This is a genomic window from Lentibacillus cibarius, from assembly GCF_005887555.1.
Taxonomy (GTDB): Bacteria; Bacillota; Bacilli; order Bacillales; family Amphibacillaceae; genus Lentibacillus; species Lentibacillus cibarius.
This window is the reverse complement of sequence record NZ_VCIA01000001.1, coordinates 2900318-2919451: the sequence shown is the minus strand read 5'-3', so window position 1 is coordinate 2919451 and position 19134 is coordinate 2900318. Positions and strand designations below refer to the sequence as shown.

Annotated in this window: 15 protein-coding genes, 2 pseudogenes and 1 riboswitch; of the genes and pseudogenes, 9 read left to right on the top strand and 8 right to left on the bottom strand. The window is 41.4% G+C overall.

Features of this window, described 5'->3' with window-relative positions; translation table 11 throughout:
- Nucleotides 1–34: 34 nt before the first annotated feature.
- The 4 genes from FFL34_RS14325 (at nt 35) to FFL34_RS14310 (ending at nt 3142) form a co-directional block, all read left to right on the top strand.
- Nucleotides 35–619, top strand: coding sequence for a CYTH domain-containing protein (locus FFL34_RS14325; protein WP_138604024.1), 585 nt, complete (start codon nt 35–37; stop codon nt 617–619).
- A gap of 58 nt (nt 620–677) precedes the next feature.
- Nucleotides 678–1058 carry a globin domain-containing protein gene (locus tag FFL34_RS14320; protein WP_138604023.1) on the top strand — a complete coding sequence of 127 codons (381 nt, stop codon included), beginning with the start codon at nt 678–680 and terminating at the stop codon, nt 1056–1058.
- A gap of 91 nt (nt 1059–1149) precedes the next feature.
- On the top strand, nt 1150–2046 hold the full coding sequence (locus tag FFL34_RS14315) for a ClpXP adapter SpxH family protein (RefSeq protein ID WP_138604022.1): 897 nt from the start codon (nt 1150–1152) through the stop codon (nt 2044–2046).
- 913 nt (nt 2047–2959) lie between these two features.
- Nucleotides 2960–3142 (top strand): hypothetical protein, encoded by a 183-nt coding sequence (locus tag FFL34_RS14310; RefSeq protein ID WP_138604021.1) that lies wholly within the window; start codon nt 2960–2962, stop codon nt 3140–3142.
- Nucleotides 3143–3715: 573 nt separating this feature from the next.
- Here the strand turns inward: FFL34_RS14310 and pepF are convergent.
- The 6 genes and pseudogenes from pepF to FFL34_RS14280 all read right to left on the bottom strand — a co-directional run bounded on the left by pepF (nt 3716) and on the right by FFL34_RS14280 (nt 11097).
- Nucleotides 3716–5526 (bottom strand): annotated as a pseudogene (gene pepF / locus FFL34_RS14305) (oligoendopeptidase F).
- Between the two features lie 65 nt (nt 5527–5591).
- The gene (locus FFL34_RS14300; RefSeq protein ID WP_138604020.1) at nt 5592–6791 is read right to left on the bottom strand and encodes a competence protein CoiA; all 1200 of its coding nucleotides are present in this window, start codon (nt 6789–6791) and stop codon (nt 5592–5594) included.
- Nucleotides 6792–6955: 164 nt separating this feature from the next.
- Nucleotides 6956–7651: an adaptor protein MecA gene (mecA, locus tag FFL34_RS14295; RefSeq protein ID WP_138604019.1), complete on the bottom strand. Its 696-nt coding sequence runs from the start codon at nt 7649–7651 to the stop codon at nt 6956–6958.
- 557 nt (nt 7652–8208) lie between these two features.
- Entirely contained in the window at nt 8209–8604 is a 396-nt protein-coding gene (gene spxA, locus FFL34_RS14290) for a transcriptional regulator SpxA (protein ID WP_138604018.1), read from the bottom strand.
- Nucleotides 8605–8995: 391 nt separating this feature from the next.
- Nucleotides 8996–9580: a GNAT family N-acetyltransferase gene (locus FFL34_RS14285; RefSeq protein WP_138604017.1), complete on the bottom strand. Its 585-nt coding sequence runs from the start codon at nt 9578–9580 to the stop codon at nt 8996–8998.
- 296 nt (nt 9581–9876) lie between these two features.
- Nucleotides 9877–11097 carry a putative glycoside hydrolase gene (locus tag FFL34_RS14280; protein ID WP_138604016.1) on the bottom strand — a complete coding sequence of 407 codons (1221 nt, stop codon included), beginning with the start codon at nt 11095–11097 and terminating at the stop codon, nt 9877–9879.
- A gap of 194 nt (nt 11098–11291) precedes the next feature.
- On the opposite strand from FFL34_RS14280, the gene FFL34_RS14275 reads away from it, so the two are divergent.
- Nucleotides 11292–12206, top strand: a complete 915-nt coding sequence (locus FFL34_RS14275; protein ID WP_138604015.1) for a LysR family transcriptional regulator — start codon at nt 11292–11294, stop codon at nt 12204–12206.
- Nucleotides 12207–12296: 90 nt separating this feature from the next.
- Here the strand turns inward: FFL34_RS14275 and FFL34_RS14270 are convergent, their stop codons facing one another.
- Entirely contained in the window at nt 12297–12620 is a 324-nt protein-coding gene (locus FFL34_RS14270; protein ID WP_138604014.1) for a DUF4870 domain-containing protein, read from the bottom strand.
- Between the two features lie 183 nt (nt 12621–12803).
- Here FFL34_RS14270 and FFL34_RS14265 point away from each other — a divergent pair.
- From FFL34_RS14265 to FFL34_RS14245, 4 genes and pseudogenes are all read left to right on the top strand, one after another.
- Nucleotides 12804–13855, top strand: a pseudogene (locus tag FFL34_RS14265) (AbrB family transcriptional regulator).
- 46 nt (nt 13856–13901) lie between these two features.
- Nucleotides 13902–14777, top strand: a complete 876-nt coding sequence (locus FFL34_RS14255) for a DMT family transporter (protein WP_138604011.1) — start codon at nt 13902–13904, stop codon at nt 14775–14777.
- Between the two features lie 182 nt (nt 14778–14959).
- Complete coding sequence (locus FFL34_RS14250; RefSeq protein WP_138604010.1) at nt 14960–16183, top strand: dicarboxylate/amino acid:cation symporter; 1224 nt, start codon at nt 14960–14962, stop codon at nt 16181–16183.
- A gap of 167 nt (nt 16184–16350) precedes the next feature.
- A riboswitch (SAM riboswitch) is annotated at nt 16351–16455 on the top strand.
- An 88-nt stretch (nt 16456–16543) separates the two neighbouring features.
- The gene (locus tag FFL34_RS14245; protein ID WP_138604009.1) at nt 16544–17593 is read left to right on the top strand and encodes a homocysteine S-methyltransferase family protein; all 1050 of its coding nucleotides are present in this window, start codon (nt 16544–16546) and stop codon (nt 17591–17593) included.
- A 107-nt stretch (nt 17594–17700) separates the two neighbouring features.
- Here FFL34_RS14245 and FFL34_RS14240 read toward each other — a convergent pair whose 3' ends face one another.
- On the bottom strand, nt 17701–18918 hold the full coding sequence (locus FFL34_RS14240; protein ID WP_234031512.1) for an MFS transporter: 1218 nt from the start codon (nt 18916–18918) through the stop codon (nt 17701–17703).
- Nucleotides 18919–19134 lie beyond the last annotated feature (216 nt).

The following is a 19134-nucleotide window of genomic DNA, read 5'->3' as shown; positions in this document are numbered from 1 at the left end:
CCATTGATTTGCTTAAACAGATGGAGGAATCACGATGACACAGGAAATCGAAATTGAATATAAAAATATGCTGACTAAGGATGAGTTTGATCGGCTTTTAACAAACCTTCCCTTCCCGCAAAAAGCGCAGACCCAGGCGAACCACTATTTCGAGACGGCTGATTTTTCCTTAAAGGAACAGGGTTGTGCATTGCGGATACGGGAAAAGAATGGATCCTTCACGATAACCTTGAAAGAGCCACACACAACAGGACTTTTAGAAACACATGACCAACTGACTAAAGACGAGGCAGACAGCTGGTTGAACGGAAGGCCTACAACAACCCCTGAGACAATCACCCGACTTGCCGACAAAGAAATTGAAGTGGACGAGCTTATCTATTATGGCTGCTTGACAACAAAACGGCGAGAGTTTGCATATGACGATGTGCTGCTCGTGTTGGATTATAACACGTATCTCGGCACAACCGACTACGAGCTGGAATTAGAGGCAGCAACGGAACAATCCGGTCAAAACGCGATGCGGAAGCTGCTGGATGACTACCAGATTGAACAGCGGAAAACACCGAATAAAATACACCGTTTCTTCGCAGCAAAGAACGGTGAACGATCAGATTAGTTGCGCTCACATCACTCGGTTGCTAGAATATATACAACTATTCAGGAGTGAAAACCTTATGACGAAAACTGGAACCATTTACGAGGCCATCGGTGGTTTTGATACAATTGATCAATTAGTGACAGCATTTTATAAGCGTGTAGGCAACCATCCTAAGCTAACACCTATTTTCCCAGATGACTTGACCGAGACAGCAAGGAAACAACGATTATTCCTGACACAATTTTTCGGAGGTCCAAAGTGGTATACCGAAGACCGAGGACAACCAATGATGCGGAGACGCCACCTCCCTTTTGAAATCACCCCGGAACGCCGGGATGCATGGCTTGCATGCATGGATGCAGCACTCACCGAAGCAGACATAGAAGAACCATATCGCTCAGCTATATTTGAAAAGTTAACCATGACAGCACACCATATGATGAACACACCAGATTAGCCGATGTTTTCAAAAAGAAGCTGCATGAGACTAGTGTCCAATGTCACCTCTCTACCGGCTCTTTTGAAACACGTAAGAAAGGAGAATCGATGTGCGTTGGAATCAGCCTGAGCTCACCTGCTCAAACGAAACAGACACATCGTCAAAATATAGCTATATCGATTTTGTTCAGAAACCTGTTGAAATTTATGTCTTTATTGATCCGTTATGCCCCGAATGCTGGTCGCTGGAACCCTATTTAAAAAAACTGCATGTCGAGTATGGGCGCTTTTTCACACTGCAGCCCATCTTGAGCGGACACCTGAACACATTAAATAGAGATATATTTGATAAACCGAGACGATTAAAAGAAATATGGGAAAAAACTTCTTCGCGTACTGGCATGCCCTGTAATGGAGATATATGGATTGATAACCCCATCAGTTCTCCCTGGATCGCATCCCTTGCCATTAAGGCCGCGGAACTGCAAGGGAAAAAAGCAGGTAAAACCTTTTTACGGAAAGTGCAGGAAAGTGCTTTTCTGAAGAAACAAGATATATCCGATGAATCGGTGCTTCTGGAATGTGCTAAAACTGCCCGACTTGATATACGTGAATTTCAGGATGATCTTTACTCACAATCGGCGAAAAAGGCGTTTCAATCCGACTTAAAACTAACACAAGAGATGGAAGTTGACTATATTCCAACCATTGTATTCTTCAACCAAAAGACGGAAGAACAAGGGATTAAAATATCCGGTCTCTACCCATATGACATTTATGTACAAGTACTAAAACAAATTTTGCAAAGAGAACCAGTCCCTTCGTGCAAGCCACCGCTTGAACAATTTGTCCGCTATTATCAGGTTGTCGGCACAAAGGAAGTATCCGTTGTGTACGACTGGGGAGCGGCAAAAACGGAGAGAGAATTAAAGAAATTAAAGCTACAGCAAACCATTGAGAAGATCCCTGTTAAGTATGGGACATTTTGGAAGTATATTGCCAAATAATGCTCAGGGGTATGAAACCCAGCCCTTGGAAAGAGCGTACGGGTTGTCCAGCAAAAAGTTTTTATTGTCCGTAACAGCAGCGAATGATCTCGTACTAAGTTTGACGTTTTTGACCCAAACTTTGGCGTTTCTTCCCTCAACTCTGGCGTTTTGATGCCGGGTTTTCCATTCACTAAAAAAGATGCACGGGGCAGCGTGCATCTTTTTTCTTCTCCGTCTCTGTATAAACAAAGGGGGATGGGAGAAAGTTTCATGATCAAAACAAAGGGGTTTTTGTTTGTGATTCATCTCACATTGTTATCATAACAATTACCGCCGGTTTTAACAAGCAATTGTTCACACATTCACAGAAATGTCACAGTTCTCTTTCACTAGGCTGTCACATAAATTGAAATACAAGTAAAGTCCAATTTGTGGACGGCCACAAGTACCGTTACGCCTTGGTACCGGCTGGCAGACAACAGGACGGTTGTACCAACAATTCATTCTATTGACAGATTTTTGCATGGGGGATGTACCGCCATTTAAAGTATTAGAAAAGCTCGGCATTCGCCTCGCCTTATAGCGAGTAGCCGAAGCTTTGTTTCTTATAAGGTCTTCCAAAATTATACTTTCTGACGTTACAAAAAAGATGCACGGGGCAGCGTGCATCTTTTTTCTTCTCCGTCTTTATATAAACAAAGGGGGATGGGAGAAAGTTTCATGATCAAAACAAAGGGGTTTTTGTTTGTGATTCATCTCACATTGTTATCATAACAATTGCCGCCAGTTTTAACAAGCGTTTGCTTACACATTCACAGGAATGTCACAGTTCTAATTCACTTGGTTGTCACATAGACTTCTAACACGTATTAGCGCCGGCTAACGACAGGATGGCTGCATCAGTGAATTCATTTTATTGGAGGGGATAACAATGCGGGATATACTACCGCTATTCTTTTTAGTGCTCACGGTGGTTGCTGCATTCCTCAATTTATTCGGCCTAATGCGATTAATTCCGCTGTATATAACCTTGCCGGCACTATTTGTTTCCATTTATCTGACTATTTATTCATTCACACACCGCAATGTATACCGTGGAAATACGCGAGGATGAGAACTTCTCCTTGGCACTCACTCGTCTAACCGGCCCGCCCCCATGAATAACGCTAATGAGTGATTATATAAGGCTAAATCTCATGCGAAAATGCACTCATTACGGTGATGAATGACCTTTTCGGCTGCGCACCGGCTCAACCGGGTACTCATTACCTCGATGAGTTACCTTTTCTACCGCGCACTGGCTCAATCGGGCTCTCATTACGCGAATGAGTGACCTTTTCGGCTGCACACTGGCTCAATCGGGTACTCATTACCTTGATGAGTTACCTTTTCTACCGCGCACCGGCTCAATCGGGCTCTCATTACTCGATGAGTGACTTTTTCATTCGCACACTGACTCAATCGGGCTCTCATTACCTCGATGAGTGACTTTTTCATTCGCACACTGACTCAACCGGGTACTCATTACCTCGATGAGTTACCTTTTCTACCGCGCACTGACTCAACCGGGTATTCATTACCTCGATGAGTGACCATACCAGACAAAATCCCATGTGTTAAGGGGGCTCATACAAAAAACGCTTGGAAATTCATCCAAGCGTTTTTTATGTGACAGTTTCTCTCTTTTTTACTTCAGCAACAGTTCTTCCATCTCATTTAGTTTTTCTTCAAACACATCAAGTGCTGCCAATATTGGCTCTTTCGATGTCATGTCAACACCGGCTTTTTTGAGAGTTTCAATTGGATAGTCACTGCTGCCGGATTTTAGGAAATTCAAGTAGCGATCGACGGCACCTTCTTCCCCGCTAAGAATTGGCTGGCTAGGGCTGTCGCTGCGGAATACCCAGTTGCATACTGATAGACATAGTAATCCATGTAGAAATGTGGAATCCTGGCCCATTCCTTGCCAATTTCTTCATCGGAGACAACATCATCACCAAAGTATTTTTTATTCAAGTTATAATAAATCTCTGTCAGTTTATCAGCGGTTAATGCCTCTCCGCTTTGAGCATGTTTGTGAATCTCATGCTCAAATTCAGCAAACATTGTTTGGCGGAAGACTGTACCTCGGAACCCTTCCAGAAAGTGGTTCAATAAATACAATTTCTGTTTTTCATCTTCCACTTGATTCAGCATATAGTCGTTTAGCAATGCTTCGTTTGTTGTTGAAGCTACCTCGGCTACAAAAATAGAGTAGTTACCATAACGGAATGGCTGGTTTTTGCGCGTATAATAACTATGCAGGGAATGACCAAGTTCATGTGCCAGAGTGAACACATCATTTACTTTATCCTGCCAATTCAAAAGAATATATGGGTGCGTCCCATACGCACCGGATGAGTACGCACCGCTTCGTTTGCCTTTACTTTCTTCCACATCGATCCAGCGGCTTTCGAATCCTTTTTTCAAGATACTTACATAATCTTCGCCAAGCGGTTTCAGTCCCTCCAGCACATACTGTTGTGCTTCTTCGTATGGGATATGCATATCAGCATCCTTAACGAGCGGTGTATATATATCATACATATGCAACTCGTCCAGACCGAGCACTTGTTTACGCAGGCGGACGTACCGGTGCAACAGTGGCAGTTTTTCGTTAACAGCTTCGACAAGATTATCATATACTTGCTCGGGAATATGATTGTCATCTAGTGCTGCTTGACGTGCGGAATCATAGTTGCGTACCTTAGCATTGAAATTATTTGCTTTCACATTTCCACTCAGTGTGGAAGCAAATGTATTGATGAATTTGCCGTACGTATTATACATCGCCTGGAATGCAGCCTTGCGTACATTTCGATCTTTGGACTCGAGAAAACCGATATAACGGCCGTGAGTCAGATCAACTTTTTCCCCGTCATCATTGGTGATTGATGGGAATGTTAAGTCAGCATTGTTCAGCATGCTGAATGTATTCGACGCACTCCCCATCGGCTCGGATGCCTCAGCTAACAGTTCTTCTTCTTTTTCACTTAATACATGCGGGCGCTGCCGACTAATGTCATCAAGTACCTTTTTATACAGCTTTAAATCTTCTTTTTCCTGAAGAAAAGACTGTATCTTTTTATCATCCATTTCCAAAATCTCCGGAACAATAAAACTCATTGTGCTGGATGCAATCGTCAATAGGTTTTCTGCTTTCTCATTTAGTGCCTGGTACGTTGAATTGGTCGTGTCCTCGTCATAACGCATATGCGCGTATGTAAACAATTTCCCTAATCGTTCGGACAGCTCATCCTGAAGCGAAAGAACATCATAAAGATTCTGCGCTGATTCAGCGATTTTCCCCTTAAATTTGGTAATGGACGGAAAATCATTCTGTAGTGACTTCAATTCCTGTTCCCAATCATCATCAGTTGCAAAAATATCTTCCAATTTCCATTTGCGTTCTTCCGGAATGTCACTTCTTCTCGGTAGTTCTTTTGCTGCTTTTGCCAATGTATCTTCCTCCTATCATACGTAATACATAATAATTCGATATCCCCCACAAAAAATCCTTCATTTTAGTTAGTATGACGAATAATGAACAAATCATGCTTTTTTATTAATTGTCGCATCAAACGTTCGTCCCCGTCCAGCGCTTCCTCCAAATGCTCATAAAAGTGAATAGGCATTTGTTTTCTATATGTGGTTGGCGATTGTTTATGAATGATATGCAATTGTTCCAGCATTTGCAGGTATTGTGTGATTGGGTTTGCGGCTGATTTTATTAGTGGGAAAAATGAAGGCTTATGCATTTGACTGCGCAATATATGTGTACAGGATTCATAATGGAAAGTTGAGCCGACCGTCAGTGGATGGATGATATCAAGACAAATACGACTTTGCCAATCCCATGGCGGGGTTTTCATCATATGTTGTGAATCTATAGGAAGATAAATAAAAGAAGGAAGTAATTGCCTGTTCGTATTTCTGACATATAACCACTGTTGCCACGCGAACTCCCGCCCCTGTGCATATCTTGGTATATGCAATCGGAAAGAACGCTTCTCCCGTTTCCAAATAGGAACAAGCTGTTCTTGTTTGAAATAGGCGATGTGAAATAAGTCCAGAAAGTTCATAGCTTGCAATTTGCGGATATTCATTTTTCCTGAAGCTCTATGCAGTGTTGTGAAAAATAAATCCTGAAATAAAATGAAGTGTTGTGTTTCCGGGCAAAATAAATACAACGTACGCGGGAAATCAGAAGAAAATTGATGGATAAACGAAAGATGAAACTGGTCGACTTTAAGCTGATGTCCGTTATACCTTTTCAGCGTGTTTGCACCTAATATCCAAATAGGAACAATTCCGGCACGAGCATATCCCCTGTTTCGTTTAGCAACAAGTTCCGGCGGTATTCGAGCACATTGATATTCAATGGCTATTGTTTTATTTTTCAACTGAAGCAAGAGATCAGGACGCTGGCTTATTTCCGGAATATAAGCTTCAAGCCAAACATTCAGTTGTTGACTTTTCAGCCACTGATACAACAGTAGCTTGCCTTTTTCGTGGTACACGCCTTCTCCACCTTCTTGTGATGGACACCGTGTGTTTGAGGAATGGGCAAAGTGCGGGATTAGTTTCGTACCTGCCTTGGCGACAACTGGCTGGTTACATGACGGACAAAAGAATTTCCCTTTCGCCTTCATCATGGCTATTTCCTGCCTAGTCAATGATGCGAGTGTCACAAGCTCTCCATCTTCTGTTTTTGCTTGCAGCATAAAAAAATCACCTCCATCTTATCTATTCGACAAGAGAGGTCAAATTCCTGCAAAACATTTCAGTGCAGATGGGCTCACAGCAAAAGTAGCTGCAACCATCAACAAACCTTAGTAATCAGCATCAAATCATCCAAGGGTTAAAAATGGCAAAAAAATAGACACCCTTACTCAGAGCGTCCAATGGTAGCCGGAAAGTGGTAACGGATCTTTTCAAAAGTATCCTGTTCCATGATTCGCTTACCGTATTCTTCAAGGAAATGAACTGTTATGTCGGTATCATGTGCAAATTCAAAAATCTGACTCAACAAATCTTCCTGTCTGTCATCATCTTCTGGTGGAAATCCAACGTACAAGTAGTAGTCATCCTTGTAATGGTAAAGTGTGTTTTCCAGTTCTTCTCCATCGCCCTCCAGATAATGACTTAATTGAATGATATCTTCAAAATCATCAAAACGGACCATTAGGGATAACGTGCCATCATCAGCTTCGTCTTTATCAGCATTAGCCGATTTATTCGATCCAAATTTATCATCAAACATGTCATCAATTTTCTCATCTAGGGAGATATCTACTGTCTTGCCATTTTCATCGGGAAGCTCAATATTCTCACCATCATTGGAGATTTGCGCTTTCGTTACGATAATTTCAAGCCCTTTATCTAACGCCTGTACCTGAATCCATAGCGGGCCATCAACCGTAAAGTCTTCATTATAATTAAGTTCTTCCATCATTTGCCAGAATAACTGTTCTCCCCGTTCACGGTTATACCAAATCTCCTCACGCTGGAATCCGCGATCCTCCATATCAACGTATGAAATATAAAATTTCACCGTATTCTCATTTATCCGTTCTATTTCCATTTCATTTCTCTCCCTTCGAGTAAAGAATCCGGACTTTCAAAGTCAAATCCAAATGGTGGAAGAGACAGCTTAACTTATATATCATCCACTTATTATGTTCCCTATATGGCACGTTTATAATCATTATTACGTTTTACTTCATTGTATGACAGAACAAGCATTTTTGAAAACTTATTTGCCTATATATCAATGATTAATTTCTAATTTTAACCCATTTTTTGCTCACTGTCACTAAATAATTGAAAAAATAGCAACCAATTTTTTCAATACATGCACAACAGGTAAGACGCACTTGTAGGCGGTAAATGAAAAGACGCAGATCTGCATGAAAAGGGATCTGCGTTTTCTATTTTTTGCACACATGGCACTGCCCTGTACGTCGAAAACCCCCACTTAGGGAATTCGAGGTGATCCAGGAATTGTAAGTGGGGGTCAACCGACCGTGAAGTTCCGATTTCTGTCCATCTAAGTATGTCTAGTACAGTCGTGCACGTCGGCAGGCTAGAACCGTCACGTCCTGTGACAATGCCTGCACTAGTACATCCTGTACGTCGCAATCAGTTAACTAGGCGCTGGGCTTCACGCAATTGGAATGTTCTGACCGTTCTCGGCAGGAAGCGGCGGATTTCATCTTCATTATATCCGACCTGCAGCCGTTTTTCATCCAAAATAATTGGCCGGCGCAACAGCCCTGGATTTTGCTGGATTAATTGGAACAAATCTTTCATAGGTAATTGATCAAAATTGATATCCAGCTTTTGAAATACCTTCGATCGAGTTGATATAATCTCATCAGTACCATCTTCGGTCATTCGCAATACTTCCTTGATCTCATCAAGTGTCAATGGTTCAGAAAAGATATTACGCTCTTTGAACGGTATATCGTGTTCTTCCAGCCATGCTTTTGCTTTCCTGCAAGATGTACAACTTGGTGAGGTATAAAGTGTTACCATGTAACTTCACTCCTCAATCTGATAAATATATAGTCATTTTGTGAACAGTTCCTAACTTATTATTAAATTAAAATAAGTTTAAATTACCTATATGTACAATTATACTATAGTTGTCAATCAAAAGGTAGAGGATATGTCAAAAAAATTGGTAAAAAATATAATTGTTCACAAAATGTTCTTAATCGCGTTTTCTTATACACTTTTAACGTACCCTAAATTGTTTTTAATTAAACCTTTTAAATAAAAATGTCGAAAAGTTTTTGTACCATAACCAACTGAACCCATACCGAATGCCAGTCAGATGAAAGTTATCCTAATATGACCGATTCGATTCTGAAAAAATCCGCCCCCTTGCTTTACTGGCTGCAAGAGGCCGGAACCAAAAAAGTTCTCACGCTCTCTTTGTTAAATCAAGAATATCATCCGTGCTGCGATTCACATCATAGCTCAGTACTTCCTCTACTGGTTCATAAGCTTCACCGTAAAACATTTCATCTTTATATGTATGAATAGTCTCATACATCTGCTTCATTTTATCATAGATTGTTTCTTCCGGTTCTTCACTCGGTGACCAATACAATATTTCCATCGGGGTTTGTTCATTTGTAGCTAGAGAGCGGCGGTTATAATCAATGTACTGTGCATGATTAAAACCTTCCCGCTTGTAAAAGTGCAGGCGTTTCTCACTATCGGTATCATCATAATCAACAGGTTCCACTTCCAGGATAATCGGCTTATTCCGGTTTTTAAGTTTTTCCATCAGCTTATGACCGATTCCCTGCCCTCTTGATTGTGACGAAACCCAAACGTAGTCAATAAAGAGGAATGTATCAAACTCAGCATACATTAACACATGGTGGGGGCCTTCATCTTTGTGGTAAACATCACCTTTTTCCTTTAGCAGCGTTTCCATGTGCTCTTTTGATTTCATTTCTTCAACAGGGAAGTACTTGTTCAATTTTTCATACCAATTCATAAATCTACTCCTTCATATTCGTAGTTGGTCAAAAAAGTCTCCGAAAAGGACTGCCCAACTTAGTTTCCTTTCCTTCTCTTTCTTGAACAGTATCATAATTAATTGTACTTATTATAACTATAGCAGGACCATTTGTTAAATCGGATTTAAGAGCATGAGTTTGTTTAAAGTTCCAATCATCGTCGTATGTTCTTTATTATTATTAAAAAACCGGGATTTATTCAATAAAGCCCGGTTTTTTAGTAATATTTGTATATTCCTTCGCGCGACTGAAGTAAAGAAGCTCCACTTAGTTATTAATCCATTGGTGTATAATCCACATTTTTCGTATACGTATTACCAGCATTCCAGATTAAGAATTCATTGATGTCGTGTTCAATTAGTGCTTTAATCTGCGCTTCAACTTCCGCCTTTCCGTATTGGGTCGGTGCACCACTGTAAAGCCATGGTGCCTCAAAGTCCTGAAGCCATGGTCGTGATGTTGGGGCGGAATCAATTTTTCCCAGTTTTTCATTTTCCATTTTTGCATATTCCGTCACAAGTTTGTATGGTTCTTTATCAGGAAACGAAATGCCGAAATACGATGTCCAGTGGCTTGGATAAATCATAGAAGATATAACGTCTACATTGCTGGCTATTTTAGAGAAATTCTGCCCAATTCCTGGCGCTTCCTCAATTGTGGCCGTATACCCAAAAATATCTACAGCAAGGTCCACGTCATAATATTCCAGTTCTTTCTTCGCGTATTGGACAAAATCCGTAACAGCCTTAACCCGTCGTTTTACATTGCTTATATCCTCGTCTTTATAGTCACCCTTGCTGTAGCTCAGTTCATTATCATAATCCTCAAATCCCTCAGGAAAGCGTACGTAATCAAACTGAATTTCCTGAAAGCCAAGTTCAGCAGCCTTTTTGGCAATTTCCATGTTATAGTTCCATACCTCTTTTTGGAATGGGTTGACAAATGCTTCCCCTTTATTATTTGTCCACACGTCACCATTTTTGGTAAAGGACAGATCCGGACGTTTCTTGGCAAGAACGGAATCTTTGAAGACGACAATTCTTGCAATCGGATAAATGCCTTTTTTCTCAAGTACCTTTAGCATTTTCCGTGGTTCGTTAATGTAATTAGTAGCGGCATCAGCATATGGAGAGTCCTCTGGTACACGAATGGTTAAATTACCATGATCCTCTTTAATATCAATCACCATCGAATTCAATTCAGAGTTGTCAACTAAATTGAGTAGTTCATCAAACCTGCTTCCGCCTGCAGATGGTCCTGTTACATAAATCCCCCTGACAGCTCCCGGATAATCGAAATCCAATCCTGAATCATAGGTAAATCGCCTCATCTTTTGCTCGCTATCAATTGGAGTCAACGTTGTTTGATATTCTGCGTGCGGACTGGCTTCCAATGTCTCCTCACCATTGGTTGGCTTTGAAGTTAGTGGAATAATCGCCACAATGAGCAGGAGAATAATGCCGAAAGCGGTTATCTTGAGGTATTTTCTCTCCATTTCTATCAATCTCCCATTTCCTTTTAATTCTATTATAAAGGAAATCGACAATGAATAGAACAATATTTTGCAAAATGCGACAAAAAGTTCAGATTGTGTATTTTTTTGTACAATGAATTCCTTTCTAATACACTATATGTTCATACGGGACATGATATAATATAAATAATAAATAAGTACAGTGGTGATAAAAGATGGACCAACATTTACACGTTTTCGTAGCAGTGGCTGAAAGACAAAACTTTTCCAGAGCTGCAGAAGCACTGCACATGACACAGCCTGCAGTGAGCCAATATATACGTACCTTTGAGGAAAACATTGGTGTCCGACTGCTTGAGCGAACCAATAAATATGTACGTTTAAATAAAGCGGGGGAAATTGTATATCACCACGCTAAAGAAATCGTCAGTTTATATACAAGGATGCAAAATCTTGTGGATGATTTAACCAATAAAGCAAGTGGTTCGCTTTCCATCGGGGCGAGCTATACGTTTGGTGAATACGTCCTACCGCATATTATTGCAAAGATGCAGCAAACGTACCCCGAAGTCCAACCAACCGTAACTATAGGCAACACGGCCGAAATAGCTGATGCTGTTATTCATCATCAGCTGGACGTAGGTATTGTCGAAGGGCATTTTAAAAAGGAACAGCAACTCAAAATTGAGCCATTTGCAGAGGATGACATGGTCATTGTTGCCGCGCCGGGTCATCCGCTGGCAGCGCGAAATGACAAAGTCGCAATGGAGGATTTGGAAAATGAGACGTGGGTATTGCGGGAATTCGGCTCCGGTACTAGAGAGGCGGCGGACAGTGTTTTTCAGCGCCATAACATGTCACCGGATAAAATTATGAACATTGGCAGCACGCAACCAATCAAGGAAGCTGTTAAAGCCGGTCTGGGAATTAGTTTATTATCCCAATGGGCTATCCAAAAAGAGCTGCAACATGGTGATCTGCAAATTGTCGAGGTAACAGGATTGCCTTATAGAAGACGTTTTTCAATTCTTACGACATCACCCTTCCAAACAAAGGCACTGCAAGTATTTATTGATCTGCTGCGTTATAATAAAGAATTGACCGCATTTAAATCAGATCGTGACAACTAAACCAGTAAAGTGTAATGAGATGCAACCAGTCAGGCATCCAGAGCGACTTTATAAAGAGCACCATTCCGGGCGGAAAAGTGCTCTAATACATCATTTAATCATTCGAAACACAAGCGGTATGCGGTAGCGTACTCCATTATTAGCTTTAAATAATGCAATGATGGTAAATACAAATGCCAAAATGCCTACAACCGGTAGTAATACAAAGCCAATCAGCAATATAACCAAAATACCACTAATAATGGAATAAACCGTAAACGATAAGAAGAAGTTAAAGTATTCCTTGCCATGATAATCAACAAAATCCGATTCGTCCCGTTTAAACAACCAAATAATTAATGGACCAAGCACAGGGAAGAATATACTGACTAAATAGATCAGCATCGCAAACATCCGTTCATCTTTTTCCGGCATTATTTCTCACCTCCCTTTTTATGATTATATGACACACCTTTGGACTCGTTTTAGTTCGGAAGTACATCTCCCCCCTTTTTCTAGTAGCTTAATCATTCGTCTAACGTCATGGTTATGTGCTATACTCTTTCATATTGCCTGCTAATTCATTTAGCGTATACCAGACAATAAGGTGAGGTTTCCATGCAAAAAGTTACCGTAATCTTGGTTGGCTTTGCAAGCGGATATTTGTTCAATCTTTTGCACATACCTGCAGGGTGGTTATTGGGCGCAATCTTTGTCGGGGCCATTTATCGTCTCTTCATAGCTGAAATAACGTTTCCACCGCTGCTCTTTGACACAGCACTTGCTATTATTGGTGTCAGCATTAGTTTATCCATCGAGATCTCCATGTTTCAACAAGTTGCCGGTTTCCTATTACCACAGCTTGTAGCCCTTGTGACACTTTTCGTTGCTTGCTTTTATTTAGCAAAGATTCTGGATAAGTTCTCTAACCTTGATACCAAGACCGCCCTGTTTTGCTGCTTGCCAGCGGGAGCTTCCGTGATGATTGCTCTAAGCAGAGCGTATAAAGCAAAGCTGAGTATTGTTGCCGCGTTTCAAAGCGTACGGATTATGATGTTAGTCTTTACCATCCCTCTTATTGCCGGGTATATTTCACCACTGCTGGATACAAACAAAGTTGATCATAGTGGCCTGGAAACAGCAGCCGAGAACAGCATACCAATGTGGGGCGCTATACCAGTATATATCCTCATTGTCATCGCAGCACTAGTACTTGCTGTTAAATGGACAATCCCGGTGCCTCGTTTATTTACGCTATTATTCTCGGTTTTTTCATTCATTCATTTGTCATTTCATTACCTGCGATGCCTGATGTAATGGTTGGCGGGGGAATGGCTGTACTTGGCGTTATTATTGGGGCTCGTTTTGACCGGGAATCGTTAGTGGAGTTTAAACATATTGGTTGGACCGGATTAGGAATATTGGCTTCCTTCTTTGTCCTTACTTTTCTAACGACGTTTATTTTCTACCTGATGACACCACTGAATTTTACAACTAGTTTACTTGCCATTGTGCCAGCTGGTGCACCACAAATGGCTTCGGTAGCGGCGCTTCTGGATCTGGATGCCAGTATCGTCGCAGCAATGCAAATTTCAAGGCTTGTTGTTATTATTATCGCAGTGCCATTGATTGTTCCCTTTCTTGTCAAACGAACGAGACAGCTATCTTAGTATGAAGCAAATGAATGGACAGATGAAGTCATGATTGGAGGATTATATGAGCGATCGAAATAAAGGTATCATTTTATTATTAATATCTGCATTCGGTTTTTCCCTGATGGCGGCGTGTGTTAAGTTGTCAGGCGAAGTACCAACCGTGCAAAAAACACTATTCCGTAATGCAGTCTCGATGATCATCGCCTTTGGATTTGTCCGACATTATAAGGAACGCTTATTTGGCAAAAAAGAAAATCAAAAATTTCTCATGTTGCGCTCTGCCTTAGGCGCCGCTGGAATCGTATTATATTTTTATGCAATTGACCACCTTGTATTATCCGATGCAGACATGCTGAATAAAATGAGTCCGTTTTTAACGATTGTTTTTGCAGCACTTTTCTTAAAAGAACGCGCAAGGCTTTTTCAAACGATGGCAATTATTATAGCATTCATTGGCACGCTTTTCATTATTAAACCGGAATTTTCCGTGGAAACTATTCCATATATTGCCGGTATTTTCTCAGCGGTTTTCGCCGCGGGTGCCTATACTGTTTTACGCGTGCTCGGTAATAAGGAGCAATTTTATACCGTTGTCTTTTATTTTTCCTTTTTCACCACCATGATTCTGCTTCCGTTTGTCATCATTTTTTATGAGCCAATGACATGGCAGCAGTGGGTTTATTTGCTGGCAGCAGGAATCTTTGCAACCGTTGGACAGTTCGGTATTACAGTAGCCTATAAATACGCACCGGCAAAAGAAATATCAATTTTCTTCTATTCAACAGTCGTTTACTCGGCACTGATCAGCATTGTCCTATTCGGGCAAGTTCCTGATTTATTAAGCGTTCTAGGTTATATCACCATTTTCGGTGCATCCTTCTACATGTTTTTAAAAAATAATGAGGAACACAGGAAACACCAGCACACGAACGCATAAGTGCTGGTGCTTCGTTTAATTTTATGTATACTCTCCCCACACCCTACAGTTGAAACAGGCCAGCACTCATCATACCCTCATGACAATTCCACCCAAGTTACTATGCATTTAACTATGGTTAGCTATGGTCTTTTTTGATATAATAAATTAAAACTAATCTTAGGAAAGAGACGGTTTTCAATATGAAGCTATGGAATAAATATAAACAGACTTCTTTCGTCATTAAAATGGCAATTGGATTTTCTTTTGGTATCCTGGCAGGCATTGTTTTCGGTCAGCAAGCAGAAGTCGTACGCCCGCTTGGAACATTGCTTATTCACTTGCTCAGCTTGATTGCAATACCAGTCATATTTCTCACCGTGGTGCTTGCTGTTGATAAGATGAACGTTACACAGCTTGGCCGAATGGGTGGTAAATTAATCCTATATTATATGACGACAACGGCTTTAGCGGTATTCATCGGACTTGGGCTTGCCTTATGGATCAATCCCGGGGAAAACTTATCATTGCCTGATACAAATGTAGATAAACCGGATACACCGGGTTTTTCGGAAATTCTATTAAAAATTGTCCCGAAAAATATTTTTGAAGCATTTTCTTCCGGGGACCTAATGGCCATTTTGTTTATTGCCGTTATTATTGGGATTGCCATCTCTAATATGAAGTTTTCTAGTGATAAAAAAATGCAGGAATATGGAAACCAGTTGGATACTGTTTTTGCCGCACTTAATGAAATGTTTTATAAAATCCTGTCAGGGGTGCTTTTATATGCGCCAATCGGGGTCTTCGCCATAAGTGCGTCCACTTTCGGGAGCCAAGGCTGGTCTACATTCCAATCCCTACTGAAATTTACAGCCGTCTTTTATATTGGCGTCGCGGTGCTTTGGGCAGTCGTGTATTCAGCGTTTCTGAAGTTTTCAGGTACACGCGTGGGGCACTTTTTCAAGCAGACAAAAGAAGCGTATGTCACCGCCTTCTTCACGTCAAGCAGTATTGCCTCCCTGCCTATTGCTATTGATTCGGCAAAAAAAGCGGGGATTTCGGAAACGACAGCCAACTTCACGCTTCCGCTAGGGGCTGTCTTTAATTCCGATGGCGGCGCGTTAAGAATGGGAGCTTCTCTTGTATTTGCAGCGAATGTAACGAATCTCAACCTTGCACCTGCTGACTTTTTACTAATTGTTTTAATTGGTACATTGTTGTCGATCGGGACAGCGGGAGTTCCAGCTGCTGGTTTGGTTACGTTATCTGCTGTCTTAAGCATGTTCGGGCTTCCGCTGGAGATTGTCGCATTAATTGCTGGCGTCGATGTCCTTATTGGCATGGCCGGTACAGCGTCGAATGTGATTGGTGACATTATCGGATCAGCTGTCGTGGACAAATCAGAACGAAAACGTGCAGCATAAACAAACGAGGCACCAGGGACATTCATAACCGTTCCGGTGCCTCGTTTTTGCTGCCTGTAGATTAACTTTGCGAATTGGCGATTACTATCAAAAGCAATCTTATTCCCTCTTGACTTTTATCCTAATTAGATGTAGCATGTATTTCATAACAATAAAATATTTCAGATTTCTTATCCAGAGAGGTGGAGGGACTGGCCCTTAGAAGCCTCGGCAGCAGACTTACCCAAAAAGTACTGTGCCAATTCCAGAAGCGTAATGCTTGAAGATAAGAGGAGACGCTAGGTTACTGTGCATATTTAAGCCTCTTCTTATTTTAAGAAGAGGCTTTTTAATATGATAAAAGTTAGAGGAGGAATACGAATGAAGCGCAGTTTGGAACAGCGATTGCAGGAAGGAACAGTTATTATCGGGGAAGGGTATTTATTTGAATTGGAGCGCAGAGGGTATTTACAGGCTGGTTCCTTTGTGCCAGAAGTTGCCCTAGACAATCCGGAAGTTTTAAAACAAACGTACCGGGACTATATGAATGCAGGCTCTGATGTCGTTTTGGCATTTACATATAATGCCCACCGCGAGAAAATGCGGATTATCGGTAAAGAAGAATTGCTGGAACCGCTGAACCGTCATGCCATCCGTCTAGCAAAAGAGGTGGCTAAAGAGCACCCCACAGAAGAAGCGCTAGTTGCCGGCAATATCTCAAATACTAATATTTTCGATCCAGAAGATCCCGCTTCCAAAGATGCTGTGCGAAGCATGTTTGCCGAAATGGTTTCTTGGTGCAAGGAAGAAGGGGTCGATTTCATTAACGGCGAAACCTTCTACTATTACGAGGAGGCACGCATTGCACTGGAAGAAATCCAAAAACAAGACTTACCAGCTGTTATTACATTCGCGATGATGGGTGAAAATATTTTACGAGATGGTTATACCGTAGAAGAAGGCTGTCGCCTGCTTTCGGAAAAAGGGGCACTTGTCGTTGGTATGAACTGCTTCCGCGGACCGAACACGATGCAGCCATATTTGGAAAAGATCCGGGAAAATGTGAACGGCTATGTAGCAGGCCTGCCGATACCATACCGGACAACCGACGAACATCCGACATTCTTTAATTTGCCTGATGGCGGCTGTAGTTGTCATTTACCGTTAGAAACCACATTCCCGACAGCACTTGATCCTTTATACCATAACCGTTATGAGCTAGCCGAATGGGCGAAACAAGCAAAAGATATCGGCTTGAATTATATCGGTCTTTGTTGCGGAGCTTCCCCTGCCATGCTGCGCGCTGTAGCAGAAGCAGTTGGCGTAGAAGCAATCAACTCCAAATACTCTCCGGATATGGAGAAACACTTCCTGTTCGGAAAAGACGAAACCTTAAAGAAACATAATGTCGCATATCGGACAAAGGCCTAACCAACAATCTCATCGGGAAACGCTATCGAGGCTAAAGCGTTTCCCGATAGTTTTGCTCGCGATTAGTACGTGATAATCATCAGGATGAAAGCCAGCAAGTTCAAAGCCTAAGGAATGTCCCAATCCTGCACAAGCCTTCGCAACACGCGCGCTTTTTCCTGCCGTTTTTGATACCACATAAATAAAACAGTAATGCCAAGCACAACCAGGCCACAAAGCGTGTATAGGGTCTGATAGCCATAACCTGCTACCACAAGTCCCCAAACGAATGATCCAACCGCAATCCCACCATCAAATAACATAAAAAAGGTAGCCGTTGCCTGACCGCTCCGTGAATGGTGTGTTGTCTGAATTGCCATCGTTTGAAAGCTTGGTAACAACGTGCCATATCCTAAACCAATCAAACCAGCGGATAACAGCAGCATTGCCGCTGTCGACGTAAAACCAAGCACAATAAGACCAACCGCAAAAATAAATAAACATGGAATAATAACATAATTAGGACCTTTTGTATCAAACGTTCTACCGAAAAATGGTCTTGTGCAAATCATTACAATGGCAAAGACTAAAAAGAAATAGCTTGCCGTCGCTGCCAAACCAATCGCATCGGCATAAACCGAAATAAACGAGATAACACTGGCATAAACCAACGCCACCAAACTGCTGATAGTGGCAATCGGCAATGCTTTTGGTTCGATTAAATCCGTTAACGTTAATTTTTTTGATGCAAACGGATGCGCCGGTTCCAAGTCAGCCGGCACATGCACCACAACAGCACAAATAAGTCCGATCACCATTAAACCGCTCATTATCAAAAATAACAATGAAAATGTACCAAATTGTAAAACGGTTAGCCCAATAAATGGGCCAGCAACAACAGCCAAATTCATCGCCATCGCAAAATAGCCAAGCCCCGCACCACGTCGTGCCGGTGGAATAACATCAGCAGCAATCGCCCCCGTTGCAGTAGTCGCCACACCAAATGTCAAACCATGCACAAATCGTAAAATCAATAGCGGGATAAATGACCCCACACCAACATAAACAAAACTCGTAACCGTAAATAGGGCCACACTTATAATAAGTCCCCGCTTTTTCCCGATTTTATCTAAAATGTTTGCGGAGAACGGTCTAATTAAAATCGCTGACACAAGCATGGTGGTTACAATTAACCCACCTTGTGCTTCAGATCCACCCAAATTTTGAATGACATAGATTGGTAACGTCGTTAAAAACGTATAATAAATCATAAATACCATAAATTGCGTCATCGATATCCCAATAAAACTTTTCGTCCAAATTGGTTCTTGCATTGCCTTTCCCATGTAATCCCCCCTGTAATCACGACTTTTACTATTTACACATTCCAACCCACTGTATCTTAAGTAAATAAATACATTCATAACATATTACAGATTAATTGTAGGATTGTAAAGATGATATCGTGTCACTTTTGATGATAGAAACCCCTTTAGAGAAACATCCAAAGGGGAAACGATAATATATTTTAAATCTACAAAGTAAAGCTGCTAACCATCCCT